Here is a 26,225-nt window from a genome sequence, read left to right as displayed (position 1 = left end):
GGGGCTGGGCGCTTCCCTCGTCGCCGACCGCCGGAAGCCCGACTCGGGATGGGCGGTCCTCGCAGACCCCGAAGGCAACGAGTTCTGCGTACTGCGCAGCGCCTCCGAACGAACGGCCGACTGAACTCCCGACGCTGCTCGTGCAGTTGACGACGGCGAGCGAGCGGACCGCCCGACCGGCCGACGGTGCTGACCTCGCGGCGGCGCGCGGTTCCTCCGCCGCTGGGCCGGGCCGGCAACTGCGAATGCGGCAGCCTGGCGAGGTGACGGATCGGCCGTACTCGGCGCGAGGGCGGACGAGTTGGCCAGGGCGCCGAACGCACCCGTCTCCCGGACTCCGACGCCTCAACGCAGGACCGACGCACCATGCGCACCGCGAGGGAACCTCCGCGGAGCGAACTTCCGCCCGATCCTCGCGCCCTGCTGCGGGTGGCGTCCGGGGCCGGGTCCCGGACGCCACCCGCAGCAGGGCCCACACCTCCGCTCGGGACGACCTGGCGAGGTGACGGATCGCACGACTCAGCGCCAAAGCAACCGAGTCGGCTGGGCGCCGCGAACGCCGAGGACTCCAGGAGGCGTCTCGGGCGCCGGGTCACCCTTACCGTCCCGTACCGCGGAGACTCCCTGCGGGTGTCTCCGCGCGACCGCGGCCTACGTCCGCGAAAAGCCCTGCTCCCCCGACAGGCGAAACGGAACCGCCCCGTGGCAACACGCCCCTTGTGCCCGGCGTACGCCACCGCACGCGGCCACCCGTCGAAGCGAGGCTCCGCCCCGGCGCGGACACCGCCGAGTCGACCGGGGCGAGGCGGATGCCGCGGCTCTCGCACGCGGACGCCAACCGCCCGCCCCGCAAGGGCTCCCCGCGGCAGCCCCCGTCCTACCTGCGTCCGCGGGAGTGGCCGAAGAGGAGGCGGTACGCGATCAGCAGGACCAGAGAGCCCGCGACGGCGGCGACCCACATCGCCGGGTCGACGAAGTTGTTCTCGATCGGGCGGTCGAGGAAGGTCGACGAAAGCCATCCGCCGACGAAGGCCCCGGCCACGCCGATGAGGATGGTTCCCACGATGCCGCCCGGATCGCGCCCCGGCAGCAGGATCTTGGCAACGGTGCCCGCGATGAGCCCGAGGAGTATCCAGCTGACGATCGAGGACCCGGCGAGGTCCGAGAGCAGCGAGTCGGCGTCCGAGCCGGAGTCTGCGAGGTGTGCGGCTGCGATGAGCATGGTGGTGAGGGCCCTCCCCGTGTGATCAGTTGCCACTCCATCATGCCTGCCTGACGTGGTGGCGAGCAGACCCGGTCCGGGACGGCCGTGGTCAGTGCGGCCACATCGGCGGATCGGTGCAGAAGTGCCCGCCCAGGTTCGCCGATGCCGGGTCGTCGGGGTCCAACTCGCCCTCTTGCGCCAGGAGTTCGGGGGCGTACGCCTCGGAGTCGTCCTGCGGCTCGTATCCGAGTGCCCGTGCCGAGCCGAGGTCCCACCACAGGCGGGTGTTGGCGGACGAGCCGTAGGCGACGGTATGGCCGACGCCCTCCGCGGTGAGGGCCGCGTGGACGAGACGGGCGCCGTCGGCGGGGCTCAGCCAGAGCGAAAGCATCCGGACGGAGGTCGGGCGCCGGAAGCAGGAGCCGATGCGGAGCGAGACGGTCTCGATGCCGTGCAGGTCGTGGTAGAGCTGCGCGAGATCCTCGCAGAAGGATTTGGAGAGCCCGTAGTAGGTGTCGGGGCGGCGGGGCGTGTCGACCGGGATGAGCGGGGCGCCGCCCGTCGGCCTCGGTGCGAAGCCCACGGCGTGGTTGGAGGAGGCGAGGACGACGCGGTCCACGCCGACCCTGCGTGCCGCCTCGTAGAGCCGCTGGGTACCGAGGATGTTGGCGTGCAGGATCTTTTCGAACGTGGACTCCAGGGAGATACCCGCGAGATGGACGACGGCGTCGACTCCGCGGAGGGCCTCGTCCAGCTCCTGTTCGGAGGCGGCGGCCAAATCGAGGGTGCATGCCGCGGGTTCGCCCTCGACGGGTTTCAGATCGAGGAGGCGCAGCCGGTAGCCGTACTCGGGAAGCAGCCCGCGCAGCAGCGTGCCGACGCCGCCTGCGGCGCCCGTGAGCAGGACGGTGCGGGGTGAGGGCATGACCGGAGGCTCCGTCCGTCGCGCGTTCACATACGGGAAAAGCTAGAGAAGGGAGTACGGGGCGTCAAGAAGCCCGGGAACAAAGCGAGTTGGGGCGACGCTGCGTGCACGGCGGCTCGTCGCTCCTCTCTTGACCTCCATGAACTGCTCCCCTAGCGTGCCTGGTTCAGAAGTGTGGACGATTGTCAGGGATGCGCACGGCCGTCGACTCGGCGCTCGACGGGTCGGTCGACGCTGGACGGCCGCAGTCGGCCAAGGAGCCGTTATGACCTCGGGACCATTCCATCCGGCCACCGCCGGCCGCCGGGCCGCCCCCGCGCGCGTAGGGCGCCTCGACGGCTGCCGCCACACGCTGAACTCCGGTCCCCGTGCCTCGGCGGCTCGTCGCTCGCCCACCCGCTCACGCGCCGACCGAACCGCGGCCGAACTCGCTGCCGGCGTCTCGCTCGTGGGCGACGCAGGACATCCGCCCACCCGCCACCCTCTCCCTCGCGACCTGCCGGCGGGCGACGGGCGATCCCGGCCGCACCTCCCGGAAGGCTCCCTCACGCCGTGGGCCCTTCCCCGGCACAGCGCAGCTCCACTCCTCGGCGTCAAAGGACCGCGCGACGAGGACGCGAAACCGACGGCGACGTTCCCACGGAGGAGGCCGGCCGGCAGGTCGGCACCGTCCGACTCCCCCACGCCGAAGGGAAGTTGATGCGCGCCTCCGTCTTCCTCTACCCCTGGGACGTCGTCGGCGACCCCGAGGCGCCCGAGCGGCTGGCCTCCCTCGGCATCCGGCATGTCACCCTCGCCTCCGCCTACCACTCCACCCGAGCCGTCACCCCGCGGCACCCGCGCCACCGGGTCGTCACGGCACGCCATTCCGCCGTCCTCTACGAGCCGGACGAGCAACGGTGGGACGGAGCCCGACTCCGGCCGCGCGAGCAGCGGTGGATCGAGGCCGAGGGCCCGGACGGCGCCTTCGGCGCGGCCGCGCGCGCCCTCACCCGGGCCGGTATCGAGGTGCGCTCCTGGGTCGTCCTCGCGCACAACTCGCTGCTGGGGTCGGAGCATCCGGAGGTCTGCGTCCGCAACGCCTACGGTGACCGCTACCCGTGGGCGCTGTGCCTCGCACAGCCCGAGGTGCGCGACTACCTTGCCGCCCTCGCCGGCGAGGCGGCGGTGCGACCGGGAGCGGCCGGCACCGAGTTGGAGTCGTGCGGTTGGTACGGGCTCGCGCATCTGCACGCGCACGACAAGATCGCCGGCGTCCCGCTCGACGGAGCGGCCGACTACCTGATGTCGCTCTGCTTCTGCTCCGCCTGCCGCACCGGATACGCCGGACAGGGCGCCGACCCGGAACGCGTCCGCATCGCCGTCATGGACGCGTTGGAACCTCGCTGGCGCGGGACGCGGAGCTGCGCGCTCTCCGACCCGGCCGAGCAACGCGCCGCGGAGTGGCGGGAGGTGGAGCGGCTGTTGGGCACGGAGACCGCCGGGCTCCTCTCCGAGTGGCGGCGGCGAACCGCGGCGACACTGCGCCACGCGGTGACAGAAGCAGTGAGGGACGAGGCGGCCGACGGCTTCGAGGTGCTGCTCCACGCCGACCCCGCGCCGCACCGGACCGGCGCCAACCCCGGTGTGGCACCTGCCGACGCCTTCGCAGCCGCCGACGGCGTGGTCGTGCCGTGCACCGGAAGCGACGCCGGACGGGACGCGGCCCTCACGCCGTTCGTCCGGGCTGCGCGGGCGGCACGGGCGGAAGGGCTCGGTGGGACGGGCGCTCGCGAGGCGCCCGCCGACGGGCCACGTCGGGCAGCGCCCGTCATCGCTGCGAACCTCACCTTTGTGGCGGGGCTCGGCGGCTCTCCGGAACGACTCGACGCCGACGTTCGGCACGCACGAACCCTCGGCGCGACGGAACTCCGCTTCTACCACGCCGGATTGGCCTCCGACGCGGAACTGCGGCAGCTCGCACGGACGCTCGGCTGACCAGCGCACAACAAGGACGGGCGGCACCGGTGCACGACAGCGCAAGGCCCCTGCGAAGAGCAGCCGCCGCACCGCCCGGCCGTCCCCGTCCCACTCCCCCACGGCCCCGAGGCGACGCCACCAGCGCGCTCTCCTCCCCCGAGCACGGCCGACCGCCCCTCGGAGGGCGGCGCCCCGGACCGCCGCCGAGCCCGCAAGAGGCGAGCAACCGGCCGCCGACACGGTGCCACGGCAAAGGAACCGCAAAGGGTGATCGCTCGTTGGGCGGGCATGACGGCAATGACTCCTGGCTCCAACCTCCCGCTGCCCGCGCCCCGCGTGGCGGTGGAGGTCACTGCGCCCACTCGGCTCGACGTCTCCGGGCTGCTCCTCGGCGAGAGCGGCAAGGTCCGCTCCGACGCCGACTTCGTCTTCTACAACCAGCCCGAGGGCGCGGGCGTCCGACACACCTCCGGCGCCCAGGACACCATCACGGTGGACACCCAGGCCGTGCCCGCGGAGATCGACAAGGTCGTCGTCACGGCGAGCCTGGAAGGCGGCGCCGCCTTCTCCGGAGCCGAGCCCACGGCCACGCTGCGGGACGCGGGCAGCCAGCAGGTGCTCGCCACCTTCACCCCGCCCAGCCTCGGCGCGGAGACGGCGCTCGTCATCGTCGAGCTCTACCGGCGGAACGGCGCCTGGAAGGTGCGCGCCGTCGGCCAGGGGTACGCCGACGGACTCGCCGGTATCGCCACCGACTTCGGCGTCGAGGTGGAGGAGCCCGCGGCACCCGGGCCCGCGCCCGCCGCTCCGGCACAGGCGCCGGCTCCTCCCGCACCGCAAAGCGGCAAGGTCAACCTCGACAAGGGCAAGGTGAGCCTCACCAAGAACCAGACGGTCTCGCTGGTCAAGGGCGGCGCTCCGCTCCTCACGACCGTCACCATGGGCCTCGGTTGGGAGCCGGCCTTCCGTCCCGGCAAGCGGGGCGCGGACATCGACCTCGACGCGTCGGTGATCGCCTTCGACGCCGAGCGCCAGCCGATCGACGCCTGTTACTTCGGCAAGCTGATGATCTTCGACGGCGTCGTCCAGCACAGCGGGGACAACATGACCGGGGAGGGCGCGGGGGACGACGAGGCGATCACCGTGCACCTGGGCTCGGTACCGCAGGAGGTGTGCGGCCTCGTCTTCACGGTGAACTCCTTCTCCGGGCAGAAGTTCACCGAGGTCGCCAAGGCGTACTGCCGGCTCCTCGACTCCGCGGGGAGCGAGGTCGTGCGCTTCGACCTCTCGCGGTCCGAGCCGCGCACCGGCGTACTGATGGCGAAGATGATCCGCCAGTTCTCCGGCGAGTGGGAGATGACCGCGCTCGGCGAGTACGTCGACGGAAGAAGCGTCAGCAGCATGGTGAAGCCGGCTTCCGCCGCGCTCTGACGGCTCGGGCGGTGCTGCTCCCCGCAATGGAGCCCCCGGGCGCCGGGGAGCGGCACCCCGCACCAGCGCCACCACCAACCGCAGCAGCACTCCGCCACCGCCTCGCACAGACAGGGCGCCCCATCCCGAACCCCGGACCATACGCCCGCACTTGAAGCGCACCAGACCCCACCTTCCCCCGTGACAACCGGCGCCCGCTCGACGGCAGGCACCTCAGAACGACCGAGCCCATCCTCGCCCCCACGTCCTCCGCCACGCCCGGCCCGCAACCGCCGTTCACCCGACCGAATGCAAAACCAGTCCGATCCCCCAACCGCCCCAGCCTCGAAGTTCCCTGCGCGGCAGCGCAGTTGACGCCCTCCCGCACTCCTCTACCCTCTTGCCATGACGGAGCTCCTGCACCTCACCGAACGCGGCATCTGGGAGGCGGCGCGGACCGCCGGCGTCTACCGGCACTCGACCCGCGGCAGCTCGCTGGAGGAGGTCGGCTTCATCCACGCGTCGCTCCCCCACCAACTCCCCACGGTGGCCGCGCTGTTGTACGGCTCCCCGCCGGAGCGGGACGACCTCCTCGTCCTCGTCGTGGACGACCAAGGGCTCGACGTCCGGTACGAGGCGGCCGAGCCGGGCGGCGAGGAGTTCCCCCACCTCTACGGCCCGCTCCCCCTCGACGCCGTCCTCCGCGTCGAGCCCTGGCGCGGCTGAGCAGCACCCGCTAACGCGCCCGCAGCAGCTCCCCGCTCGCCGCGGCCAGCCGGCGCGCCTCCTGCTCGGACTCGACCATCGGGGGCGAACCCCGCAGCGGCACCCCCGCGCTCTCCTTGAGGAACGCGACGGCGACGAGGCCGATGCACCCGCTCGCCACGAGGTAGAAGCCGGGGAGGAGCGTGAACCCCGTCGCGCTCACCAGCGACTGCGTGATCAGCGGCGTGGACCCGCCGAAGGCGGCGACGGAGAAGTTGAACCCGATGCCCATCGCGGCGTAGCGGATCGTGGTCGGGAAGAGCGCGGGCAGCGTCGCGGCGGAGGGCCCGGCGAAGCCGGCGAGCAGCGTGGAGAGGATCAGCACGCCGATGAGCGGCAGCAACCACCCGTCCTGGCGCAGGAGTTCGAATGCGGGTACGGCGAGGACGATCTGCCCGACGGCGGCCCACCGGTAGACCGCACGCCGTCCCACCAGGTCGCTCAGCCGCCCCACGAAGACGATCGTCACGACGATCCACAGCATCCCGCAGAGCACCAGCACGTCGGCGGCGGTACTGGACCGCCCGAGATTCTCCGTCTGATACGTCGGCAGGTACCCGGTGACCATGTAGTTGGTGACGTTGTAGAGGAGGACGAGGCCGACGCAGACGAGCAGCGGCCGCCACTGGCGCGTGACCACGTCGCGCAGCTCGCGAAGGCCGCCTCCGCCGCCCGAGGAGTTCTCCTGCTCGTCGAGCTTCCCCTGGAAGGCGGGCGAGTCCTCCAACTTCAGCCGGAGGTAGAGGCCGACGATGCCGAGCGGCCCGGCGAACCAGAACGGCACGCGCCAACCCCAGGACATCATCTGCGCGTCGTCGAGCGTGAACTCCAGCACGGTGACGAACGCGGAGCCGAAGGCGTATCCGAAGAAGGTGCCGAGGTCGAGGAAGCTGCCGAGGAAGCCGCGGCGCCGGTCGGGCGCGTACTCGGCGACGAAGGTGGTGGCGCCGCCGTACTCGCCGCCCGTCGAGAAGCCCTGGAGCATCCGCGCGAAGAGCAGCAGCCCGGGCGCGACGATGCCGATGGCGGCGTAGGACGGGATGAACCCGATCATGAAGGTGCCGAACGCCATCAGCAGCATGGTGGTGGCGAGCACCTTCTGGCGTCCGATGCGGTCCCCGAGCGGTCCGAAGAAGAGTCCGCCGAGTGGACGGACGACGAAGGCGGCGGCGAAGGTCGCGAAGGAGGAGATCACCTGCGCCGCCGGGGAGGCGTCGGGGAAGAAGACCTTGCCGATGGTGGCGGCGAGGTAGCTGTAGACGCCGAAGTCGAACCACTCCATGCAGTTGCCGATGGCCGAGGCCCCGACCGCCCGCTTCAGCATGGTCGGCTGGACGACGTGGACGTCGTCCTCCTCCATGGCCTTGCCGCTGCGTTCGACGCGCCGCTCCAGCTCGCCGCGCACCTGCGGGGACAGCGCGGCGGCGGCCCCGTCCCCGCCGTCGGTCCCGCCCTCCCGAGCCGGCGGGTTCCCGGGGTTCTCTGCCATGGAGTGCCTCACGCCCTTTGCTCCGTGGTGCACCTCGGACACCGCACTGTGTCCGCATACGCACGCTTCGTCGGATTCGGCGATCGTACGGAGCGCGCGGCGGTGCGGAGTGGAGGGCGCGTCAATCGGCGCGGGGTGCACCGGGTTGCCGGAACGCGAACGTCCCCGTCCCGGCATTCGGGACGGGGACGGTGCGGCGGGTGGCGGGTTCAGCAGGCCCCGTCTCCGTGCTTGGGCACCCCCAGCCCGAAGAGTGGACGGCACTTGAGACCGACCCAGGTGCCGACGAGCGCGACGGCGCCCCAGAGCCAGCCGTGGAGGCTGCCGGAGGAGATGCCGGCGAGGTAGGCGCCGATGTTGCAGCCGCTGGCGAGGCGGGCGCCGACCCCCATGAGGATGCCGCCGACGACGGCGCCCACGGCCATGCGCGCGGGAACCTTGCGGTACAGCGTCCAGACGCCTCCCGCGGCCGCCGCGACGGCGGCGCCGATCATGATGCCGATGTCGGTGAGGCTGTTCTTGTCGGCGAGGACCGCACCATTCAACTTCTCGGCGTTGCCCGGCTCCTGCCAGAACGCCCACGTCTCGGGCGAGCCTCCCAGCAGACCGACGAGCTTGGAGCCCCAGAGCGCGAAGGCGCTGGTGATCCCCCACGCGCCACCGGAGACGAGCAGCACGGCGCCGCCGAGGAGCGCCAGTGCGAGCGCCCCGGCCGCGAGCGGCCAGGAGCCGCGCACCGCGCGCGCGAGGGCGCCCTTCGCGGACGGCGGTGCGCCCACCGGCGGCGGGTTGCGGCGGGCCTGCACCGTACGGGCGAGGAACCAGACGCCGGCGAGGACGGCGAGCGTGAGCGCCCAGGAGCCGAACCAGCCGACGTGGTCGGAGAGGAGCACCGGATCGAGCGCGGGCAGGTCGCTCCAGAGGCCGAACTGCCAGGCGGCCAGGGTCGAACCGATGACGAATCCGCCGAGCGTGAGCACGATGGCGCTCTGCCCCGAGCCGACGGCGAAGAGCGTGCCGGACGCGCAGGCCCCGCCGATCTGCATGCCGACGGCGAAGACGAAGGCCCCGACGAGGAGCCCGATGCCGAGCGGCCCCGTACTCGGCGCCGGCTCGGAGCCGAAGAGCCCTGTCCCCGTACCGATGATCAGCGCGAAGAGCGTGGCGGTCGTGGCGAGGAGGAGGGCGTGGGCGCGCAGCCCCGTCCCGTTGCCCACCCCGACGAGCTGCCGCCAGGCGGAGGTGAAGCCGAACCGCGAGTGGAAGAGCGCGACGCCGAGGCCGATGCCGAGGAGGAGCAGGACGCCGGGCTCGGCACCGTGCGTCGCCCATACGTAGGCGGTGAGCGCGAGCCCGAGCACACCGGCCACGGCGAGCGGGCCCTTGCGCACGGGCGGCGCGGGCGCCGGCTCGGGCGCGGGGGCGGAGGTGGGGGACGGGGTGAGGAGCGCCGGGCGCGGGGGCGCCTCGGCGGGGGGAGCGGTGGTCACGAGCGTCTCCGTGGAGTGAGGCCGGGCACACGTGTGTCGGCGGCGCTGCTTGGGAGTCGAGCGGAGGGGCGACGCGGCGCGTGCGGTCGCTGGAGAGTCCGTGGAGGACCCGCGGGAGTACGTCAGTGACGACAGAGCGCGTCGTCCACGCTCCAGGTCGTGGCCGCGAAGAGCGCGAGCGCGAGCTGACGGGCGAGTCCGAACATGCGTGTCACGGTAATGGACGCGACGCCGCACCGGGGGAACCGTCTCACCTCACGAGATCAGATGTGAGACGCCTCGCCGCTCGTCGCCCCGGTGCGAGCGGCGGCGCGTACCTTCGGCCGTATGTGCAGAAGCATCCACACCCTCCGCCCGCCGTACACCGAGGACGTCACCGAGGAGGAGGTCCGCGCCGCCGCTCTCCAGTACGTCCGGAAGGTCTCCGGCTTCCGCCGTCCGGCCGCGCACAACGCGGAGGCGTTCGACCGTGCCGTCGACGCGGTCGCCGCGGCGACCGACGAGCTCCTCGCCTCCCTCGTGGTCCGCGGCGCCTGACCCGCACCGACGACACGACCGCCACGGAGGCAGGCATGCCGGTACGCACGCAACGCGAGGGCCGCGTCACCACCGTCGTCCTCTCCCGCCCGGAGCGGCGGAACGCCGTCGACGGCCCGACGGCGGCCCGACTCGCCGACGCCTTCAGGGAGTTCGACGCCGACCCGGGGGCGCATGTCGCCGTCGTGTGGGGCGAGGGCGGCACCTTCTGCTCCGGCGCCGACCTCAAGGCGTTCGGTACGGAGCGCGCCAACCGCGTGGCCCGCGGGGGCGACGCGCCGATGGGGCCGGCCCGCATGCGGACGGGCAAGCCCGTCATCGCCGCGGTGAGCGGTCACGCGGCCGCGGGCGGGCTGGAGTTGGCGCTCTGGTGCGATCTGCGCGTCGCCGAAGAGAGCGCCGTACTCGGGGTCCTCTGCCGCCGCTGGGGCGTCCCGCTCGTCGGCGGCGGCACCGTCCGGCTGCCCCGGCTCGTCGGCGCCTCGCACGCGGCCGACCTGATCCTGACGGGGCGCGGGGTCGGCGCCGGTGAGGCGCTGCGGACGGGACTCGTCAACCGCGTCGTGCCCGACGGCGAGGCACGTCGAGAGGCGGAGCAACTCGCCGCGCGGATCGCCGAGTTCCCGCAGACGTGCCTCCGCGGCGACCTCGCCTCGCTCAGAGAGCAGGAAGGGTTGTGCGAGGAGGCCGCGATGGCGAACGAACTGGACCGCGGACTGCGGTCGTTGGCGGAGGCGGAGCGCGGCGTCGCCCGGTTCGCAGCGGGCGACGGGCGCCACGGCGCAGCCCCTGAGGCACCGGACACCGGCGGATGAGCGGCGGCGAGGCACCGCCGCCGCTCACCCGCGGTCAGGCCTGGTTGCTCCGCGCCTTGAAGGCCGCCTTGCGTGCTTCCTTGGCCGTGCTCTTGTCGGGGTGGACGCGGCCCATCGCTTCGAGGACCTCGCCCGTCGCCGGGTGGTCGACGCGCCAGGCACGGTCGAAGAACCCCGTGTGCTGATCGACCAGCCCCTGGACGAGGCCCTGGAGTTCCTCGGGCTCGCCGACGGTGCGCAGCTGGGCCGCGATGGTGTCGACGGTGAGCCAGAAGACCATCTCCTCGTCGGGCTGCGGCACGTCCGTCGCACCGCGCTCGGCGAGCCAGACGCGGGCGAGCCCGCCGAGTTCGCGGTCGTCGAGGACGCCGCGGAGCGCGGGCTCCGCCTCGGGGCCGGCGAGTGAGAGCGCCTGCTGGCAGGAGAGGCGGCGGGCCGGGCCCTCCTCGTCGGAACCCCGTGCTGCGGCGAGGAGTTCGCGCGCGGCCTCCAGCGGCTTGCGCGCCGCGAGCCACGCCTCGATCTCGCCCTGGGCGCTCTCCTCCGTGTACGCGGGGAGGGCGGCGAGGAGCTCCTCGGCTGGGCGTTCGGCGAGGTCGCCGACGAGCGGCGCCTCGATCCCCGCCTCGCGCATCCGCTCGCGGACGCCGTGGAGCCCGAGCGGGGTGAGCTTGACCATGCCGTACTTGGTGACGTCCTCGTCGTCGAGGTCGGCGGGGAGCTCGCTGTCCTCGCCCGCCTCCTGGGTGAGGGCCTCGTCGACGGGGCGGTACTCGACGAGGCCTGTCGGCTCCAGCAGCCTGAACTGCTCGTCGAGGCGCATCATCACCTCGGAGACGGCCTCCAGCACCTCGTCGGTCGGCTCGTCCATGTCGTCGGGGACGACCATGGAGGCGGCGAGGACGGGCAGCGGGACCATCGAGCCCTCGGCGACGGACGGGTCGCCGACGGTGAGGAGGTAGAGGCCGCCGAGCGCGCTGTCGAGGGCTTCGGCCTCCTCCTCCGGATTCCAGTCGATCGAGTCGAGGTCGATGGCGTCCGGGTTGACGGTGCCGTCCTCCGAGACGGCGCCCTCGATGCCGCCGAGGAGGTCCTCGAAGCTGGGGGTGGCCGCATCGGCGAGGACGGAGTCGAGGCCGTTGCGCCAGAGTTCGAGCACCTCCTCGGGGTTGCCCTCCTCGAGGAGGTCCAGCTCCGAGCCCGGGCGTGCGGTGCCGACCGGCTCGTCGAGCGGGGCGCCGGGGGCGGCGTCCGCGCTGTCGGTGCCGTCCTCCGCGACGTCGAGAAGGCCGGTGTCGACGGCGAGGTTCCAGGCGTCGGAGACCGCACCGAGCTCCTCCGGTGTCGCACCGAGGTCGAGTTCGGAGGCGGCCGACTTGAGCTGCTCGTCGAGGAGTTCGCCGCCGGCGCCGACGGGGACGCCGGTGCCGGCCCAGCGCGCGAGCCGGACGGCGTACGCGAAGAGCGGGGCGGCGAGCGCGTCCCGCGCCAGCTCGGCGTCCGCGGGCAGCCGCACGGGCGGCATGGTGGGACGGTCGTCACCGGACATCAGCGTGTTCAACTCCTACGGATCTGCGAGAGCCTGCCGGGCCCCAGGGTAGTCGGGATCTGTCCGCTGATGCCCGCATCGTGTCCCGGTCGTCGGCGCGTGGCAGTCGCGTGGCAGCCGGCGGCGGCACGTTCCTCTGCCGCGGCGGCGGACCCGCGGGGCGCTCCGGGTCGGCGCATGTCGTCACGTCCTTGACAACTCCCGTTTCCGCAACAGACTTTACGCGCGTAGAGAATGCCGCGGCAGTCCGCCGGCGGCCCCGCCGCCGGCAGTCGCCCCACCGACACCGCCGAGCACCCCGGAGGCCCGCCTTGCCGTCGTCCCGCCTCGTCCGCACCTCGACACTCACCGCAGCGGCGCTCTGCGCCGGCCTGCTCGCCGCCCCGCAGCACGCCGCAGCGACCGACGACGGGGTACGCATCCACGACGTCCAGGGGAACACCCGAATCTCCCCCCTCCTCGGCGAGCGCGTCGGCGACGTCCCCGGAATTGTCACCGCCGTACGGGAGTTCGGCTCTGCGCGCGGCTTCTGGCTCCAGGACCGGCGCCCCGACGGCGACCCGGCGACGAGCGAGGCCGTCTACGTCCACACCGGCGGCGAGACGCCCGACGTCGAGGCGGGCGACGAGCTGCGCCTCGACGGCACCGTCGCCGAGTACTACCCGGGCGGCAAGGAGGCAGGCGGCCAGTCGGTGACCCAACTCACCGAGCCGGAGTGGACGGTGCGCTCGCAAGGCAACAGCCTCCCGGCCGCCCACCGCCTCGACGCGCGCACCGTGCCGACGCGCTACGCGCCGCAGGCCGAGGGCGGCAGCATCGAGGACCGCCGCCTGCGCCCCGGCCGCTACGCGCTCGACCGGTACGAGTCCCTGGAGGGCATGCGCGTCGCCGTCACCAACACCCGTGTCGTCGGGCCGACTTCGGCCTACGACGACCTGTGGGTCACCACGGACCCGCGGCAGCACCCCACCCCGCGCGGCGGCACGCTCTACGGCTCGTACGCACACCACAACTCCGCGCGGCTCAAGGTCTCCTCGCTCCTCGACGCCGACCTGCACCCCTTCCCGCAGGCCGATGTCGGCGACGTGCTCGGAGGACGCACCGAAGGACCTCTCGACTACGAGCAGTTCGGCGGCTACACCCTCCGCGCGACCTCGATGGGACGGCACCACTCGGGCGGCCTGGAGCGCGAACGCACCCGCGAGCACCGCCCCGACGAACTCTCCGTCGCCACCTACAACGTGGAGAACCTCTCCCCCGCCACGCCGCGGGAGAAGTTCGCGCGCCTCGCGGAGGGGCTCGTCGAGAACCTCGCCTCGCCGGACATCGTCACCCTGGAGGAGGCCCAGGACGACAGCGGCCCCGAGGACGACGGCACCGTCTCGGCGGCGGAGACCCTCGATGCGCTCACCGCCGCCGTGCGCGAGGCCGGCGGGCCCGCCTACGAGTGGCGGCAGATCGACCCCGAGGACAACGCGGACGGGGGCCAGCCGGGCGGGAACATCCGCGTCGCCTTCCTCTTCGACCCGGAGCGGGTCTCCTTCACCGACCGGCCCGGCGGCGACGCGACCACCCCCGTGCGCGTCGAAGAGGCGGACGGCGCACCGCGGTTGAGTGTCTCGCCCGGACGGATCGCACCGCAGGACGACGCATGGGAGGCGAGCCGGAAGCCGCTCGCCGGGGAGTTCGTCTTCAGGGGGCGGACTGTCTTCGTCGTCGCCAACCACTTCAGCTCCAAGGGCGGCGGCGACCTCGACGGCGACCAGCCGATGGAGGGCCGCTCCCAGCCGCCGGCGCGCCACTCCGAGCCGCAGCGGATCGAACAGGCCCGCCTCGTCAACGAGTTCGCGGCGCAGGTGCGGAAGGTCGACCGGAACGCCGCCGTGGTCGCCGGCGGCGACTTCAACGACTTCCCGTTCTCCCCGGCGCTCGACGCGCTCCGCACGGACGCCGCGCTCACCAGCCCGATGGACGCGCTACCCGCGAACGAGCGGTACGGCTACGTCTTCAACGGCAACTCGCAGACCCTCGACCACCTGCTCACCAGCCCGGGCGCGGGCGCCGCCGACTACGACATCGTGCACCTCAACGCCGAGTTCGCCGACCAGTCGAGCGACCACGACCCGTCGGTGGTACGGCTGCGCCCCCGGCGCTGAGCCGCACCCGCACGCCCCGGTGCCCGTGACGCCACGCCGGCGCCGCGGGCTACTCGGCGGCCTCGGCAGCGGCCCCGTCGTCCACCATCGCCCGCACGAGCAGCACCGCCCCGGCCACGGCCCCCGGCATCAGCACCACGGCGACGACGGGCAGCAGGAACGCCAGCACCAGCGGCACCCCGAACCCGAGCGCCGCCGCCCTGAACTCCCGCAGCACGCGCTGCCGTTCGCGCACGTCGATCCCCCTGCGCTGCATCCCGACCGAGGCGAGCTCCAGGGTGAGGAAGAACCCGGAGACGCAGAACCCGAGCACCGGGACGACCGTCTGTCCGACGAAGGGCACGAAGCCGAGGACGAAGAGCGGGACGCCCCACAGCGCCGCGCGGTAGAGGACGTAGCCGCTGTCCCGCAACGAGATCCACAGCTCCCGCCACAGCGGCAGGTCTTCGCCCTCCGGGCACTCCCCCTCGGAGAGCTCCACCTGCTCGGACAGCTTCTCGTAGAAGGGGTCGCCGACGAGGAGCGCGACGGCGGTGAAAGTCAGCGCCGCGAGGAGCAGCACGCCGAGCCAGAGGAGCACGGCGAAGACGCCCCGCAGCAGTCCGGGCCAGGGGGATTCCCAGTCGTCGGCGAAGGGCGTCGCCCAGGCGGCTAGGTCGTCGGCCCAGAAGGCGAGGACGAGGAGTGCGGCGGCGTAGATCACCAGCGTGACCAGGGCGGGGAGCAGCCCGAACCCGAACCATCTGCCGTGCCCCAGCACCCAGCGCTGCCCGCGCAGGAGGTAGCCGGCGCCGGCCAGCAGGCCGCGCAGCCCGGCCGGAGGCGGAGAGGGCGCCGCAGGCGGACCGTCGGAGGTGTCGGGGGAACGGGGAGGCGGTGCCGAGATCATCCCGGCATCCTAAGCAACTCCCCTTCCCCCGACGCGGGTTGGCACCCCCCGGGAGATCACTCCCAGCGGAACCACCGCGCGGCCCCCGCCACGACGACCACGCCCCACACGGCGGTGACGAGGAGGTCCAGCCATGCGGGCCAGCTTCCCCCGGCGGCCGCGTCGAGCGCCTGCGAAGCCGCCCCGAGCGGCGTCCACTCCACGATGTTCCGCACCACGTCGGGCATGGCCTGGACGGGAAGCCAGACGCCCGAGGTGAACATCATCGGGAAGAAGACGACGGTGCCGATGACGCCGGAGATCTTCGTCGTCCTGGAGAAGGCGGAGATCAGCGTCCCGATCGCGAGCGAGGCGAAGGTGGCGAGGACGAAGGCGACCGCGTATCCGAACGGCTGCTGCGGCAGCGGTACGTCGTAGACGAGGCGGCCCACCGTGAGCGCGACGGCGCCGGAGACGAGCACCGCGGCGCCGTGGAGCAGGAGCTGCGCGACGAGGAGGCTCGCCGGCCGGGCCGGGGTGACCCGGAGCCGCCGGAGGACCCCGCGCTCGCGGTAGCCGGTGAGGACGGTCGGCATCGACTGGATGCCCGCGGTGATCGTCGCGAGGAGGACGGCGACGGGCACGTAGAGGTCGATGACGCGGGTGCCCCCCATCTCCTCGTTGGGCTGCCGGAACTCCGGGATGAAACCGAGGACGACGAGGAGGAGCGTCGGGAAGGCGAGAATCCAGAAGAGCGCCCCGGCCTCGCGGCAGAAGAGCCGGAACTCGGTGCGCAGGATCGCGGTCGAGCTGGAGAGCGCCGAGGCCGGGGCGCCGGTGGGCGCGGTGGGCGTCGGCGGCGTGGTGCGGGTGGCGGCCATGGTCAGCGCACCGCCTGGGCGTCGCCGGAGCGGGGGGCGGTGGGTTGCGCGGCCGGCTCGGCTGCGTCCTCCTCGGCGGCGGTGAGGTCGAGGAAGGCGTCGTCGAGGGTGGCGTCCTCGATCCGCAGCCGCTCGGCCGAGACCTCGCGGGCGGCGAGGAGCCGCACCAGCGCGTTGACGGTCTCGTCGCTCCCGGTGAGCGTGACGCGGCCGCGGCGCTCGGTGACGGCGCCGACCTCGGGGAGCGCGCGCAGCTCCAGATCGTCGAGGGCGGGCGAGGGCGTGAAGGAGACCACCGTCGAGCTGGCGGACTGCCGCACCAGGCCGTCGGGGGTGTCGAGCGCGACGACGCGGCCGGAGTCGATCACGGCGACGCGGTCGCAGAGGCGCTGTGCCTCCTCCATGAAGTGGGTGACGAGCAGCACCGTGACACCGGAGTCGCGGACGCTCTCGATGAGGGACCAGGTGTCGCGGCGTCCGCGCGGGTCGAGTCCGGTGGTGAGCTCGTCGAGGACGACGACGCTCGGGTTGCCCACGAGCGCCAGCGCGATGAAGAGGCGCTGCTTCTGACCGCCCGACAGCTTCGCGAAGCGGGTGTCCAACTGCTCGGCGAGGTCGAGGCGTTCGACGAGCGCGCGCCAGTCGGCGGGTGCCCGGTAGAACGCGGTGTAGAGCTCCAGCGCCTCGCGGACGGTGAGCTTCTGCTGGAGTTGGCTCTCCTGGAGCTGTGCCCCGAGGAGCTGCATCACTTCGTCCCGGTCGGTCACGGGATCGAGTCCGGAGACGCGTACCTCGCCCGCGTCCGGTGTGCGGAGCCCCTCGATGCACTCGACGGTGGTGGTCTTCCCCGCGCCGTTCGGCCCGAGCACCCCGAAGATCTCGCCTTCTTCCACCTCGAACGAGACCCCGTCGACGGCAGGCTTTCCCCCGTAGACCTTGCGCAGGTCCTTCGCCTCTATTATCGCCATTCTTGAACCCTAAACGTCCGGGCGGCGACAGATCCAGGGCGGTCGCTCCGGTCCCGGCGGAACCGCGCCGGGACCGGACGGGCGGCGCGGTCCTGCCGGCGCCCCGCAGGGCTCAGTTGTGGTGGAGCGCCTCGTTGAGACCGCCCCAGGAGCCGGTGCGCGGGAGCGCCTCGACCGTGCCCGAGGTGGAGTTGCGGCGGTAGAGGAGGTTGTCGGCGCCGGTGAGCTCGACGGCCTTGACGACCTGGCCGTCGGGGAGGGTGACCCGGGTGCCGGCCGTGACGTAGAGCCCGGCCTCCACGACGCAGTCGTTCCCGAGGGAGATCCCGATGCCGGCCTGGGCGCCGAGGAGGCACCGCTCGCCGATCCGGATCGTCTCCTTGCCGCCGCCGGAGAGCGTGCCCATGATCGAGGAGCCGCCGCCGATGTCGGAGCCGTCGCCGACGACGACGCCCGCGCTGATGCGCCCCTCGACCATCGAGGCGCCGAGGGTGCCGGCGTTGTAGTTGCAGAAGCCCTCGTGCATCACGGTGGTGCCCTCGGCGAGGTGCGCGCCGAGGCGGACGCGGTCGGCGTCGCCGATGCGGACGCCCTTGGGCGCCACGTAGTCGCTCATACGCGGGAACTTGTCGATGCTGGTGACGTTGAGCGCGAGCCCCTCGGCGCGGGTGCGCAGCCGGGTCTGCTCGACCTCGTCGACCGGCACGGGCCCGAGGTTGGTCCACGCGACGTTGGCGATCAGCCCGAAGATTCCCTCCAGGCTCACGCCGTGCGGGCGGACGAACCGGTGGCTGAGCAGGTGGAGGCGGAGGTAGACGTCGTGCGCGTCGAGCGGCTTCTCGTCGAGCGAGGGGACGACGGTGCGGACGGCGAGGACGTCGACGCCCCGCCGGGGGTCGGGCCCGATCGCCTGCACGGCCGCGTCGCCCAGCAGTTCGGCGGCGCGCTCGGGGCTGAGCGTCTCGGTTCCGGCCGGTCCAGGCTCGGCGACGAGCTCGGGGCTGGGGAACCACGTGTCGAGCACGGTTCCGTCGGACGAGACGGTGGCGAGCCCGGCGCCGACGGCGCCGGTCGTGCGGGTGGTGGAGGCTTCGGTCATGGTGAGAACGCTAACCGGCGGACGGGCGCGGTGACCAACCGGCGTCCGGGCTCTCGTGGCCGCTGCGCACGCGTTGGCGAGAGTACGCCGTCGGTACGGTCTCGCCCGCTGATCACGCGCGTGTGAGGGTGGCTTGTTGAGGAGTGAACCATTCCGGTCGGCGGCCGCGGCCGCCGGCAGAGAGGAGCACCGCATGGCGACGCGCACGAGCCTCCCGCCCTTCCGGGCCGACCACGTCGGCAGCCTGCTGCGCCCCGAGGCGCTCAAGCGCGCGAGAGCGGAGTACGCGTCCGGCGCCCTCACCGCGGAGCAGCTCGGAGCGGCGGAGGACGCCGCCGTCCGCGACGTGGTGCGCCGCCAGCACGAGACGGGGCTGCGCACCGTCACGGACGGCGAATTCCGGCGCAGCTCCTGGCACATGGACTTCATCTACGGCCTCGGCGGCGTCACCCGCGTCGACGACACCACGGTCGACGTCACCTTCCACAACGAGAGCGGGGACGTCGCCGCGCAATTCGCCACCGCCAGGGTCGACGGCCGCATCCGGCTCGACGACGTCCTCTTCGGCGACGCCTTCGCCTTCCTCCGCGACAACGCCCCGCAGGGCACCACGCCGAAGCTCACCATCCCGTCGCCGAGCATGGTCCACTACCGCGGCGGGCGCTCGGCGATCGACCAGGAGGTCTACCCGGACCTCGACGCGTTCTGGACCGATCTCACGGCGGCCTACGCAGCCGAGATCCGCGGCGTCCACCGACTCGGCTGCCGCTACCTCCAGTTGGACGACACCTCGCTCGCCTACCTCAACGACCCCGAGCAGCGCGCCCACGTCGCGGAGCTCGGCGGCGACCCCGCGCACCAGCACGAGACGTACATCGCGAACATCAACCGCGCCCTCCGCGACCGCCCGGCCGACCTGCGCGTCACGACGCACCTGTGCCGCGGCAACTTCGCCTCCTCGTGGGCGGCTTCGGGCTCCTACGACTACGTCGCGGAGGCCCTCTTCGGCGGGCTCGACGTCGACGGCTTCTTCCTGGAGTTCGACGACGCGCGCTCGGGCGGCTTCGAGCCGCTGCGGTACGTCCCGGCGGGCAAGCAGGTGGTCCTCGGCCTCGTCACGAGCAAGCGGCCGGAGTTGGAGAGCAACGACGCACTCAAGCGGCGCATCGACGAAGCCGCCCGGTACGTCGACGCCGACCAGCTCTGCCTCTCCCCGCAGTGCGGCTTCTCCTCCACGCAGGAGGGCAACAACCTCACGCAGGAGGAGCAGTTCGCCAAGCTGCGGCTGATCGTGGAGACCGCGGAGGAGGTCTGGGGCGGACTGTGAGGCGCCGCGCCCACCGGGGCCGCTTCCCGGTGGGCGCCGCTCAGCCGAGCACGCGCGCGAGCGCGGAGCGGACCTGGTCGCGGTCGAACTGCCGGTCCGTGAGCAGGAACTGGAGCAGCAGGCCGTCGACGAGCGCGACGAGGACGCGCGCCGTGTGCTCGTCCGGCGTGTGCCGGCCGAGCACCCGCGCGAAGTCGTCCATCCAGGCCGCCGCGAGCGGTTGGAGCGCGGGCCTGGTGAGCGCGGCGAGGTAGAGCTCGTACTCCAGGCGGATACGTCCGTGGCCGCCCTCCGCGTACTCGGCGAGGACCTCCGTGAGCGCGTCGACGAACGGCGTCTCGCCCGCGGCGAGTTCGGCCGCCCAGCTCTCGATGCCCGCCAGCGGGAAGCACGTCACCCGTTCGAGGGCGGCGACGAGCAGGTCGTCGAGGCTGGCGAAATGGTACGTCGTCGAGCCGAGCGGCACGTCGGCCTCGGCGGCGACGCTGCGGTGGCTGAGCGCGGCGATGCCCTTGTGCTCGACGATCCGCAGCGCCGCCTCGATGATGCGCTGCCGGCGGTCCGGATCGTATCGGCGGGCGGCCATCAGTGCGCTCCGTCGAGGTTGAGGACGACGACGCCGGCGATCACGAGGAGGAGGCCGCCGACCTTCGCCGCGGTCATCGCCTCACCGACGAAGAGCATGCCGATCACCGCGATCGCCGCCGTGCCCATGCCGGACCAGATCGCGTAAGCGGTGCCGATCGGCAGGGTCTTGAGCGTCTGGGCGAGCAGCGCGAAGGCGAGCACGTACCCGAGGGCCGTGCCCAGCGACGGCCACAGCTTCGTGAATCCGTCGCTGTACTTCATCGCGGTCGTTCCCAGCACTTCCGCGATGATGGCTCCGGTGAGCGTCAAGTAGACCATGCGTACGAGTGTACACATCGTTGTGTACGGTCGTACGCAGGCCGTCCGCGCCCGGCGACGGCGCCGCGGGTCAGGGGCGCATCGCCGCCCAGAACTCCGCGAAGGAGACGCGCTGGTCGCCGTCGGTGTCGAGCGTCGCCACCAGGTCGGCGGCGGCGTCCTCGGTGACGCCCCCGTCACCGAGCTCGGTGGCCACCTGCCGGTACTCCTCGGCCGTGAGCAGGCCGTCGCCGTCGAGGTCGTACCGGTCGAAGACCTGCCGGGCCGCCGCTTCCATGTCCACCACTCGTCTCACCTTTCCTCTCTGTTCGCACCGCGATCACGGGTACGAGGCTCCTGTTGGCCGGCGCCCACGCTAACCGCCGTACGTCGCGGGGCCGTCGGCGGTCACTGCATCTGCCGGCGCACGAGCTGCCGGAAGAGGCCCTGCTCGTCGGCGAGGAGCTCGTCCGGAGGGCCCTGCTGCACCAGGCGGCCCGCGTCGAGGACGAGCACGCGGTCCGCGTCGAGGACGGTGGAGAGCCGGTGCGCGATCATCACGCGGGTGGCGTCGAGGGCGCCCGTCGCCTCCATGACGGTGCGCTGGGTGCGGTTGTCGAGGGCGCTGGTCGCCTCGTCGAAGAAGAGGAGGCGCGGCTTGCGCACGAGCGCCTGCGCGATCATCAACCGCTGGCGCTGGCCTCCCGATACGGTGCCGCCCCCGTCCGAGAGCATCGTGTGCATGCCCATCGGCATCGCCTCGATGTCCTCGGCGAGGCCCGCCATCGCGGCGGCCTCCCACGCCTCCTCCAGCGAGTACGACTCGGCTCCGCAGATGCACTCCAGCACGGAGCCGGTGAACGGCTCCGCGTTCTGCAGCACGACGCCGCACTGGCGGCGGACGGCGGCCTGGTCGAGCGCCGCGAGGTCCTGCCCGTCGTAGCGGACGCTGCCGGCGTACGGGTCGTCGAAGCCGATGAGGAGCCGCAGCAGCGTCGACTTCCCGCAGCCGCTCGCCCCGACGATCGCGACGAACTCGCCAGGGCGCACCGAGAACGAGACGCCGTCGAGGACGAGCGGACCGTCCTCGGTGTAGCGGTAGGAGAGCTGGTCGGCCTCCAGCCCGCCCGCCAACTCCCCCGGCTGTGCGCTGGCTTCGCGCACCTCGGGCGCCTCCTGGAAGACCGGCTTCACCTGCTCGAACATCGGCAGGACGGCGGCGGCCGAGATGAGCGCGCCGGTGAGCTGCGTCACCGAGGAGAGCAGCATCGTCACCGCGGTGTTGAAGGTGAGGAAGGAGCTCGCCGACATGGTGCCCCGCGCGGGACCCGCGAGGAGCATGAACATCACGAGCGTGCACAGCGGCAGGTAGACGGCGTTGAGCACCGCGATGGTGTTCTTGATCCGTCCGACCCGCTGCTGGAGCTGCCGCGTGTACGCGAACTTCTTCGCCCACGCCGCGTAGGCGAAGCTCTCCGCCGCCGCGACGCGCAGCTTCGGCAGCCCCCTGAGCGTCTGGAACGCCTGATTGTTGAGCTTGTTGCCGAGTCTCACCAGCTGCCGCTGCCACCGCAGTTGCCACACCCCGAGCCCGACGAAGACCCCCGCGACGACGAGCAGCATCGCCAGCGCCGCCAGCGCCAGGGGCACGCTGTAGAAGAGCAGCAGCACGAGGTTGACCGTACCGACGGTGCTCGACTGGATCGCCACCGAGCCGATCCCCGAGAGCACCCGCCGGATCGAGCTGATCCCCATCGCCGCGCTCGCCAGCTCGCCCGTCGAGCGGGTGGCGAAGAACCGCGTCGGCAGCCGCAACAGCCGGTCCCAGACGGCGGGTTGCAGCGACGCCTCGATCCGCCCCTCCAACCGCAGCACCGAGACGTTCTGCAGCAGCATGAACGAGGCGGCGACGACGGCGGACGCCGCCAGCGCCAGCGTGGTCCGCATGATCAGTCCGGTCTCGGCGTTGGGGACGTACACGCCGAGCACCTGGCCGGTCGCGATCGGCACCAGCGTCCCGAGCGCCACGGCGACGAGGCCGCCGAGGAGCAGGTTCCGCAGGTCCGAGCGGGTGCCGCGGAGACTGAAGCGGAGCAGGCGGAGCAGCCCGAGCGGGCGCTCGGGGAGCGGCCGGTAGAACATCACGCCGCGCCGCTCGAACTCCCCCTCGTTGGCGCGACGTACGCGCTCGCGGGTACCCGAGGCCGGGTCAACCGCCTCGTACCTGCCGCGCCGCCACACCAGCGCGACGGGCGACTCGTCACGCGCCCGGCGCCCCACGAGCGGTCCGCTGTTCTCCCGCCACCAACCGTCCGCGAGCCGCACCACGCGGATACGCACCCGGGAGGCGACGGCGATGCGCTCGACGGGGCCCATCCGGTCCGAGTCCGGTGCGTGCCCCGGCTCGGTGAGCACGATCCGCGCCTCTCTCGCGACGATCCGGCACGCCGCGAACGTCGCGTCGTCCCCGCGTCCGTACCCCTCGCTCCCCGTGCGCCCGATCGAGGCGAGCAGCTCCTCGTCCGCGCGCCGCCGTGCCGCCTCGCCTGCTCGGATGCCGGCGGCCGTGCGGTCCTCGTGGGTGCGTTCCGCGTGCTCGATCCATTCGTCGAGCGCGTGGAGCAGGCGGTACTGCTGGTCGAGCATCCCCTGCCACATGGCGCCGTCGACGAGGAGCGTGCCGGCCGCCTCCGCCTCGTGGACGGCGCCGTACTGGACGCTGCCGGGCGGGACCCGCATCCAGAGCACGTCGTCGTCCGACCCGGTGTCGGGCCTCCGTCCGCCGAGCGGCGCCTGGTAGAGCACGTGCAGGCCGCGGCCGACGCCGAGCGCGAACGCCTCCTCCAGCGGACTCGGCTGCGCACCGGGCTGCGCCGCGTACCACTGCGCCGCGTACCACTGGCCCGTGTCCCCTTCCGCCTGGCCCCAACCGCCGTACTGGTCGGGCCTGTTGAGCTCGCGCAGCTCGACACGGCGCAGCGCGCAGCCGGCGAGCGGACGCGCGACGAGGGTGTGCCGCGCCCCCTCGACGGGGCCGAGGAGGAGCGTGCCGGCGTGGAGCCGTCCGAGGTGGTGCCAGTGCCCGAGGAGCGCCGCGTCGACGGCGAAGAGGTCGAGGCCGCCGTCCTCCACGAGCCACAGGATGTGCGGGCCCTCCAGCGAGAGGCTGCGCGCCCCCGCGGTGTCGACCGGCCGTCCGAGGGCGCCCGTCGCCTCGACGACCGGGTCGGCGGCGGGCCCCCGCGCCTCGGCGGGCTCGGACCACCGGGCGGTGTCGGGCGTGACCACTAGTGCTCCCTGACGAGTTCGGCGTACGCGCCGCGCGCCTCGGGGCTCGACACGAGCCACTCGTGCCGCCCGCGCTCGACGACGCTGCCGCGGTCCAGGACGACGATCTCGTCGCTGTCCCGCACGGTGCTCAACCGGTGCGCGATGACGACGCAGGCGCAGCCGCGCCGCCGCAGGTTGTCGATGATCTGCTGCTCGGTCTCCGCGTCGAGTGCGCTGGTGACCTCGTCGAGGACGAGTACGCTCGGACGCCTGACCAGCGCCCTGGCGATCTCCAGGCGCTGCCGCTGGCCGCCGGAGAAGTTCCTCCCGTCCTGCTCCACACGGCAGTTGACGCCGCCGGGGCGCCGGGCCACCACCTCGTGGACGGCTGCGTCGCGCAGCGCGGAGACGACCTCCTCGTCCGGGATCGACGGGTCCCAGAGCGCCACGTTGTCGCGGACCGTCCCCTCGAAGAGGAAGACGTCCTGGTCGACGAAGGAGACGGAGGCGGCGAGCGCCCCGCGCGGGATGTCGTCGAGCCGCATCCCGTCGATGCGCACCGTCCCCTCCCACGGGGTGTAGAGTCCCGAGATCAGCCTGGAGACCGTCGACTTGCCGCTCCCCGAACCGCCGACGAGCGCGACCTGCTGTCCGGGTCCCACACCGAGCGAGAACTCCTTGAGCAGCGGCGCGTCGAGCGGGCTGTACCCGAAGGTGACGTTCTCGACCGTCACGTGGCCGCGCAACCTGCGGCTGCTCGCCGGGGGTTCGCGGCGCGTGTAGAGCGGGTCGACGGGGAAGTTCTCGACGTCCTTGAGCCGGGCCACGTCGGCGGCGAAGTCCTGGATGCGGCCGACGACGCCGTTGAGCCGGGTGAGCGGCGTCGTGAAGCTCGTCACCAGCGCCTGGAAGGCGACGAGGAGGCCCACAGAGAGGTGCCCCTCGACGGCGCGCGTCCCGCCGATCATCAGGATCAGCGCGCTGTTGAGCGCCGCCAGTGTCGGCGCGACGACGGCCAACGCCGCGCTGGGGACGCCGAGTTGCTGCTGCACCTCGAGCGTCGTGGCGTGCTGTCCCGCCCAGCGCCGGAAGAAGCCGTTCTCGCCGCCGGTCGCCTTCATCGTCTCGATCAGCTGGAGGCCGCTGTACGAGGTGTTGGTGAGCCGCGCCGTGTCGGCGCGGAGCTTCTGGGTGCCGGTCGAGCGCAACCGGATCACCACCCGCATCGCCACGATGTTCAGCAGCGCGATGCCGATACCGACGACGGTCAACTGCGGGTCGTAGGTCCACAGCAGGAGCGCGTACACGACGACGACCACCGCGTCGACACCGGCCGCGGCGAGGTCGCGCGCGAGCGTCTCGGCGACGGTGTCGTTGGACTGCAGCCGCTGGACGAGGTCCGCGGGGTTGCGCTGGGAGAAGAACGAGACGGGCAGCCGCAGCAGATGGCCGAGGAACCGCGCGCTGCCCAGCGTCGACGAGATGATGCGCCCCCGGAGCAGGTTCGCCTGCTGGAGCGCGGTGAGCACCACCGTCAGCACCAACGCGCCGCCCATGGCGGCGAAGACGACGCCGAGGAGCGAGGACTGCTCCCCGAGAAGGAACATGTCGATATAGGTACGGCTCAGCGCCGGAACCGTCGCGCCGACGAGCACCAGCAGCAGGCTCGAGAGCACCGCGACCGCCATGGTGCCCGTCGTACCGCGCAGCCTTGCCGGCATCGCGCTGAGCACACCCGGCTTGCGCCCGGTGCGGCGGAACTCCGGCTCGGGCTCGAAGGTGAGCACGACGCCCGTGAAGCTCGCGTCGAAGTCGTCGAGGGGAACGAACCGCCGCCCGCGCGCGGGGTCGTTGACGTGGACGCCGCGGCGGCCGAGACGGCGCGCCATCCCGTCGAAGACGACGTAGTGGTTGAACTCCCAGAAGAGCACCGCCGGCGCGTCGACCTCCGCCAGCGCGGCCATGTCCATCTGCATGCCCTTGGCGCGCAGGCCGTAACTGCGCGCCGCCTTCAGCAGGTTGGAGGCGCGCGAGCCGTCGCGCGAGACGCCGCAGGCGATACGGAGCTCCTCCAGCGGCACGTGCCTTCCGTGGTGCGCGAGCACCATGGCGAGCGCCGCGGCGCCGCACTCGACGGCCTCCATCTGGAGCACGGTCGGCGTGCGCACGTGCCTTCCCCTGCGGGGAGTGCGCTGCGGGGGGCGCCGCCTGGCGCCGCCGCGCGGCTCGGCGCCGCGCCTGCGGTGGCCGGCGGGCGGCAACCGGTGCGGCGGCGGGTTTTCCTTCCGTCTCGTCACGGGAGCAGCCAATCGACGGGGTGTTGCGAGTCGAGGTGGACGGCGGCGGAGACCGGCGTCGTCGAGTCGAGGGTGTGCGGCGGGCCCTCCTTCGAGGACCACTCGTAGCCCGACTGCGTCGTCGAGGAGGGCTCCAGCTTCACCAGGACGGGGAGCGGGTTGCCCTTCGCCGCGAACTGCCGTGCCAGGTCGGCGTTACCGAGGAAGCCGGAGATCTGCTGCGCCGTCTGCGGAGCCCGGCCGACGGCAGCGACGCGGCCGCGCAGCACCCCGTACTGCTGCTGCGGCACCGAGGGCACGGTCAGGTCGACCGCGGCTCCCGGCTTCACCG

The 26,225-nt window shown here is 72.8% G+C and carries 22 protein-coding genes and 1 pseudogene; 8 read left to right on the top strand and 15 right to left on the bottom strand.

Features of this window, described 5'->3' with window-relative positions:
- A partial coding sequence (locus UWG_RS29825; protein ID WP_033196072.1) for a VOC family protein occupies positions 1 to 124 on the top strand: 124 nt, incomplete at its 5' end.
- 753 nt (positions 125 to 877) lie between these two features.
- Here UWG_RS29825 and UWG_RS0110675 read toward each other — a convergent pair.
- Both UWG_RS0110675 and UWG_RS0110670 read right to left on the bottom strand, forming a co-directional pair.
- A complete protein-coding gene (locus tag UWG_RS0110675; RefSeq protein ID WP_026328246.1) occupies positions 878 to 1,171 on the bottom strand; it encodes a GlsB/YeaQ/YmgE family stress response membrane protein in 294 nt (97 codons plus the stop codon).
- Between the two features lie 142 nt (positions 1,172 to 1,313).
- Positions 1,314 to 2,129, bottom strand: a complete 816-nt coding sequence (locus UWG_RS0110670) for an NAD-dependent epimerase/dehydratase family protein (RefSeq protein WP_016907197.1) — start codon at positions 2,127 to 2,129, stop codon at positions 1,314 to 1,316.
- Positions 2,130 to 2,828: 699 nt separating this feature from the next.
- On the opposite strand from UWG_RS0110670, the gene UWG_RS0110665 reads away from it, so the two are divergent.
- The 3 genes from UWG_RS0110665 (at position 2,829) to UWG_RS0110655 (ending at position 6,224) form a co-directional block, all read left to right on the top strand.
- Complete coding sequence (locus tag UWG_RS0110665) at positions 2,829 to 4,106, top strand: hypothetical protein (RefSeq protein ID WP_016907196.1); 1,278 nt, start codon at positions 2,829 to 2,831, stop codon at positions 4,104 to 4,106.
- A 270-nt stretch (positions 4,107 to 4,376) separates the two neighbouring features.
- Positions 4,377 to 5,519 carry a TerD family protein gene (locus tag UWG_RS0110660; RefSeq protein ID WP_016907195.1) on the top strand — a complete coding sequence of 381 codons (1,143 nt, stop codon included), beginning with the start codon at positions 4,377 to 4,379 and terminating at the stop codon, positions 5,517 to 5,519.
- Between the two features lie 384 nt (positions 5,520 to 5,903).
- Positions 5,904 to 6,224: a DUF952 domain-containing protein gene (locus UWG_RS0110655; protein ID WP_016907194.1), complete on the top strand. Its 321-nt coding sequence runs from the start codon at positions 5,904 to 5,906 to the stop codon at positions 6,222 to 6,224.
- 10 nt (positions 6,225 to 6,234) lie between these two features.
- Here the strand turns inward: UWG_RS0110655 and UWG_RS0110650 are convergent, their stop codons facing one another.
- Both UWG_RS0110650 and UWG_RS0110645 read right to left on the bottom strand, forming a co-directional pair.
- The gene (locus tag UWG_RS0110650; protein WP_016907193.1) at positions 6,235 to 7,752 is read right to left on the bottom strand and encodes an MFS transporter; all 1,518 of its coding nucleotides are present in this window, start codon (positions 7,750 to 7,752) and stop codon (positions 6,235 to 6,237) included.
- Between the two features lie 209 nt (positions 7,753 to 7,961).
- The gene (locus UWG_RS0110645) at positions 7,962 to 9,242 is read right to left on the bottom strand and encodes a YeeE/YedE family protein (protein WP_016907192.1); all 1,281 of its coding nucleotides are present in this window, start codon (positions 9,240 to 9,242) and stop codon (positions 7,962 to 7,964) included.
- Between the two features lie 327 nt (positions 9,243 to 9,569).
- Here UWG_RS0110645 and UWG_RS0110635 point away from each other — a divergent pair, with 327 nt between their 5' ends.
- Positions 9,570 to 9,779 (top strand): DUF2277 domain-containing protein, encoded by a 210-nt coding sequence (locus UWG_RS0110635; RefSeq protein WP_016907191.1) that lies wholly within the window; start codon positions 9,570 to 9,572, stop codon positions 9,777 to 9,779.
- Positions 9,780 to 9,814: 35 nt separating this feature from the next.
- On the top strand, positions 9,815 to 10,594 hold the full coding sequence (locus UWG_RS0110630; RefSeq protein WP_016907190.1) for a crotonase/enoyl-CoA hydratase family protein: 780 nt from the start codon (positions 9,815 to 9,817) through the stop codon (positions 10,592 to 10,594).
- A gap of 34 nt (positions 10,595 to 10,628) precedes the next feature.
- On the opposite strand, the gene UWG_RS0110625 is transcribed toward UWG_RS0110630, so the two are convergent.
- Complete coding sequence (locus UWG_RS0110625; protein ID WP_016907189.1) at positions 10,629 to 12,143, bottom strand: hypothetical protein; 1,515 nt, start codon at positions 12,141 to 12,143, stop codon at positions 10,629 to 10,631.
- Between the two features lie 311 nt (positions 12,144 to 12,454).
- Between UWG_RS0110625 and UWG_RS0110620 the strand changes: the two genes are divergently transcribed.
- Positions 12,455 to 14,299: an endonuclease/exonuclease/phosphatase family protein gene (locus tag UWG_RS0110620; protein ID WP_016907188.1), complete on the top strand. Its 1,845-nt coding sequence runs from the start codon at positions 12,455 to 12,457 to the stop codon at positions 14,297 to 14,299.
- 49 nt (positions 14,300 to 14,348) lie between these two features.
- On the opposite strand, the gene UWG_RS0110615 is transcribed toward UWG_RS0110620, so the two are convergent.
- From UWG_RS0110615 to dapD, 4 genes are all read right to left on the bottom strand, one after another.
- A complete protein-coding gene (locus UWG_RS0110615) occupies positions 14,349 to 15,188 on the bottom strand; it encodes an EI24 domain-containing protein (RefSeq protein WP_016907187.1) in 840 nt (279 codons plus the stop codon).
- 56 nt (positions 15,189 to 15,244) lie between these two features.
- Positions 15,245 to 16,048: an ABC transporter permease gene (locus UWG_RS0110610; RefSeq protein ID WP_016907186.1), complete on the bottom strand. Its 804-nt coding sequence runs from the start codon at positions 16,046 to 16,048 to the stop codon at positions 15,245 to 15,247.
- A gap of 2 nt (positions 16,049 to 16,050) precedes the next feature.
- Positions 16,051 to 17,016: an ABC transporter ATP-binding protein gene (locus tag UWG_RS0110605; RefSeq protein WP_016907185.1), complete on the bottom strand. Its 966-nt coding sequence runs from the start codon at positions 17,014 to 17,016 to the stop codon at positions 16,051 to 16,053.
- Positions 17,017 to 17,128: 112 nt separating this feature from the next.
- Entirely contained in the window at positions 17,129 to 18,115 is a 987-nt protein-coding gene (gene dapD, locus UWG_RS0110600) for a 2,3,4,5-tetrahydropyridine-2,6-dicarboxylate N-succinyltransferase (protein ID WP_016907184.1), read from the bottom strand.
- 193 nt (positions 18,116 to 18,308) lie between these two features.
- On the opposite strand from dapD, the gene UWG_RS0110595 reads away from it, so the two are divergent.
- Positions 18,309 to 19,442: a 5-methyltetrahydropteroyltriglutamate--homocysteine S-methyltransferase gene (locus tag UWG_RS0110595; protein ID WP_016907183.1), complete on the top strand. Its 1,134-nt coding sequence runs from the start codon at positions 18,309 to 18,311 to the stop codon at positions 19,440 to 19,442.
- A 40-nt stretch (positions 19,443 to 19,482) separates the two neighbouring features.
- On the opposite strand, the gene UWG_RS0110590 is transcribed toward UWG_RS0110595, so the two are convergent.
- The 6 genes and pseudogenes from UWG_RS0110590 to UWG_RS0110565 all read right to left on the bottom strand — a co-directional run.
- Positions 19,483 to 20,028 carry a TetR/AcrR family transcriptional regulator gene (locus tag UWG_RS0110590; RefSeq protein WP_016907182.1) on the bottom strand — a complete coding sequence of 182 codons (546 nt, stop codon included), beginning with the start codon at positions 20,026 to 20,028 and terminating at the stop codon, positions 19,483 to 19,485.
- A complete protein-coding gene (locus tag UWG_RS0110585) occupies positions 20,028 to 20,348 on the bottom strand; it encodes a DMT family transporter (protein WP_016907181.1) in 321 nt (106 codons plus the stop codon). Before UWG_RS0110585 ends, UWG_RS0110590 begins: the two co-directional genes overlap by 1 nt.
- 70 nt (positions 20,349 to 20,418) lie before the next feature.
- Positions 20,419 to 20,634 (bottom strand): EF-hand domain-containing protein, encoded by a 216-nt coding sequence (locus UWG_RS0110580; RefSeq protein ID WP_016907180.1) that lies wholly within the window; start codon positions 20,632 to 20,634, stop codon positions 20,419 to 20,421.
- A 101-nt stretch (positions 20,635 to 20,735) separates the two neighbouring features.
- On the bottom strand, positions 20,736 to 23,615 hold the full coding sequence (locus UWG_RS0110575) for an NHLP bacteriocin export ABC transporter permease/ATPase subunit (RefSeq protein WP_016907179.1): 2,880 nt from the start codon (positions 23,613 to 23,615) through the stop codon (positions 20,736 to 20,738).
- On the bottom strand, positions 23,615 to 25,765 hold the full coding sequence (locus UWG_RS0110570; RefSeq protein ID WP_016907178.1) for an NHLP family bacteriocin export ABC transporter peptidase/permease/ATPase subunit: 2,151 nt from the start codon (positions 25,763 to 25,765) through the stop codon (positions 23,615 to 23,617). The genes UWG_RS0110575 and UWG_RS0110570 overlap by 1 nt, the downstream gene beginning before the upstream one ends.
- A 125-nt stretch (positions 25,766 to 25,890) precedes the next feature.
- Positions 25,891 to 26,225, bottom strand: a pseudogene (locus tag UWG_RS0110565) (hypothetical protein); the annotation flags it as partial.

The sequence above is a fragment of the Streptomyces xiaopingdaonensis genome, from assembly GCF_000262345.1.
In the GTDB taxonomy this organism is placed as follows: Bacteria; Actinomycetota; Actinomycetes; order Streptomycetales; family Streptomycetaceae; genus Streptomyces; species Streptomyces xiaopingdaonensis.
This window is presented reverse-complemented; position numbering and strand designations above follow the sequence as displayed.

Coding starts and splice junctions, on each gene's coding strand:
- UWG_RS0110595 (WP_016907183.1), top strand. CDS start 18,309: ATGGCGACGCGCACGAGCCTCCCGCCCTTCCGGGCCGACCACGTCGGC.
- UWG_RS0110665 (WP_016907196.1), top strand. CDS start 2,829: ATGCGCGCCTCCGTCTTCCTCTACCCCTGGGACGTCGTCGGCGACCCC.
- dapD (WP_016907184.1), bottom strand. CDS start 18,115: ATGACCGAAGCCTCCACCACCCGCACGACCGGCGCCGTCGGCGCCGGG.
- UWG_RS0110610 (WP_016907186.1), bottom strand. CDS start 16,048: ATGGCCGCCACCCGCACCACGCCGCCGACGCCCACCGCGCCCACCGGC.
- UWG_RS0110650 (WP_016907193.1), bottom strand. CDS start 7,752: ATGGCAGAGAACCCCGGGAACCCGCCGGCTCGGGAGGGCGGGACCGAC.
- UWG_RS0110670 (WP_016907197.1), bottom strand. CDS start 2,129: ATGCCCTCACCCCGCACCGTCCTGCTCACGGGCGCCGCAGGCGGCGTC.
- UWG_RS0110585 (WP_016907181.1), bottom strand. CDS start 20,348: ATGGTCTACTTGACGCTCACCGGAGCCATCATCGCGGAAGTGCTGGGA.
- UWG_RS0110630 (WP_016907190.1), top strand. CDS start 9,815: ATGCCGGTACGCACGCAACGCGAGGGCCGCGTCACCACCGTCGTCCTC.
- UWG_RS0110660 (WP_016907195.1), top strand. CDS start 4,377: ATGACGGCAATGACTCCTGGCTCCAACCTCCCGCTGCCCGCGCCCCGC.
- UWG_RS0110635 (WP_016907191.1), top strand. CDS start 9,570: ATGTGCAGAAGCATCCACACCCTCCGCCCGCCGTACACCGAGGACGTC.
- UWG_RS0110625 (WP_016907189.1), bottom strand. CDS start 12,143: ATGTCCGGTGACGACCGTCCCACCATGCCGCCCGTGCGGCTGCCCGCG.
- UWG_RS0110655 (WP_016907194.1), top strand. CDS start 5,904: ATGACGGAGCTCCTGCACCTCACCGAACGCGGCATCTGGGAGGCGGCG.
- UWG_RS0110605 (WP_016907185.1), bottom strand. CDS start 17,016: ATGGCGATAATAGAGGCGAAGGACCTGCGCAAGGTCTACGGGGGAAAG.
- UWG_RS0110615 (WP_016907187.1), bottom strand. CDS start 15,188: ATGATCTCGGCACCGCCTCCCCGTTCCCCCGACACCTCCGACGGTCCG.
- UWG_RS0110590 (WP_016907182.1), bottom strand. CDS start 20,028: ATGGCCGCCCGCCGATACGATCCGGACCGCCGGCAGCGCATCATCGAG.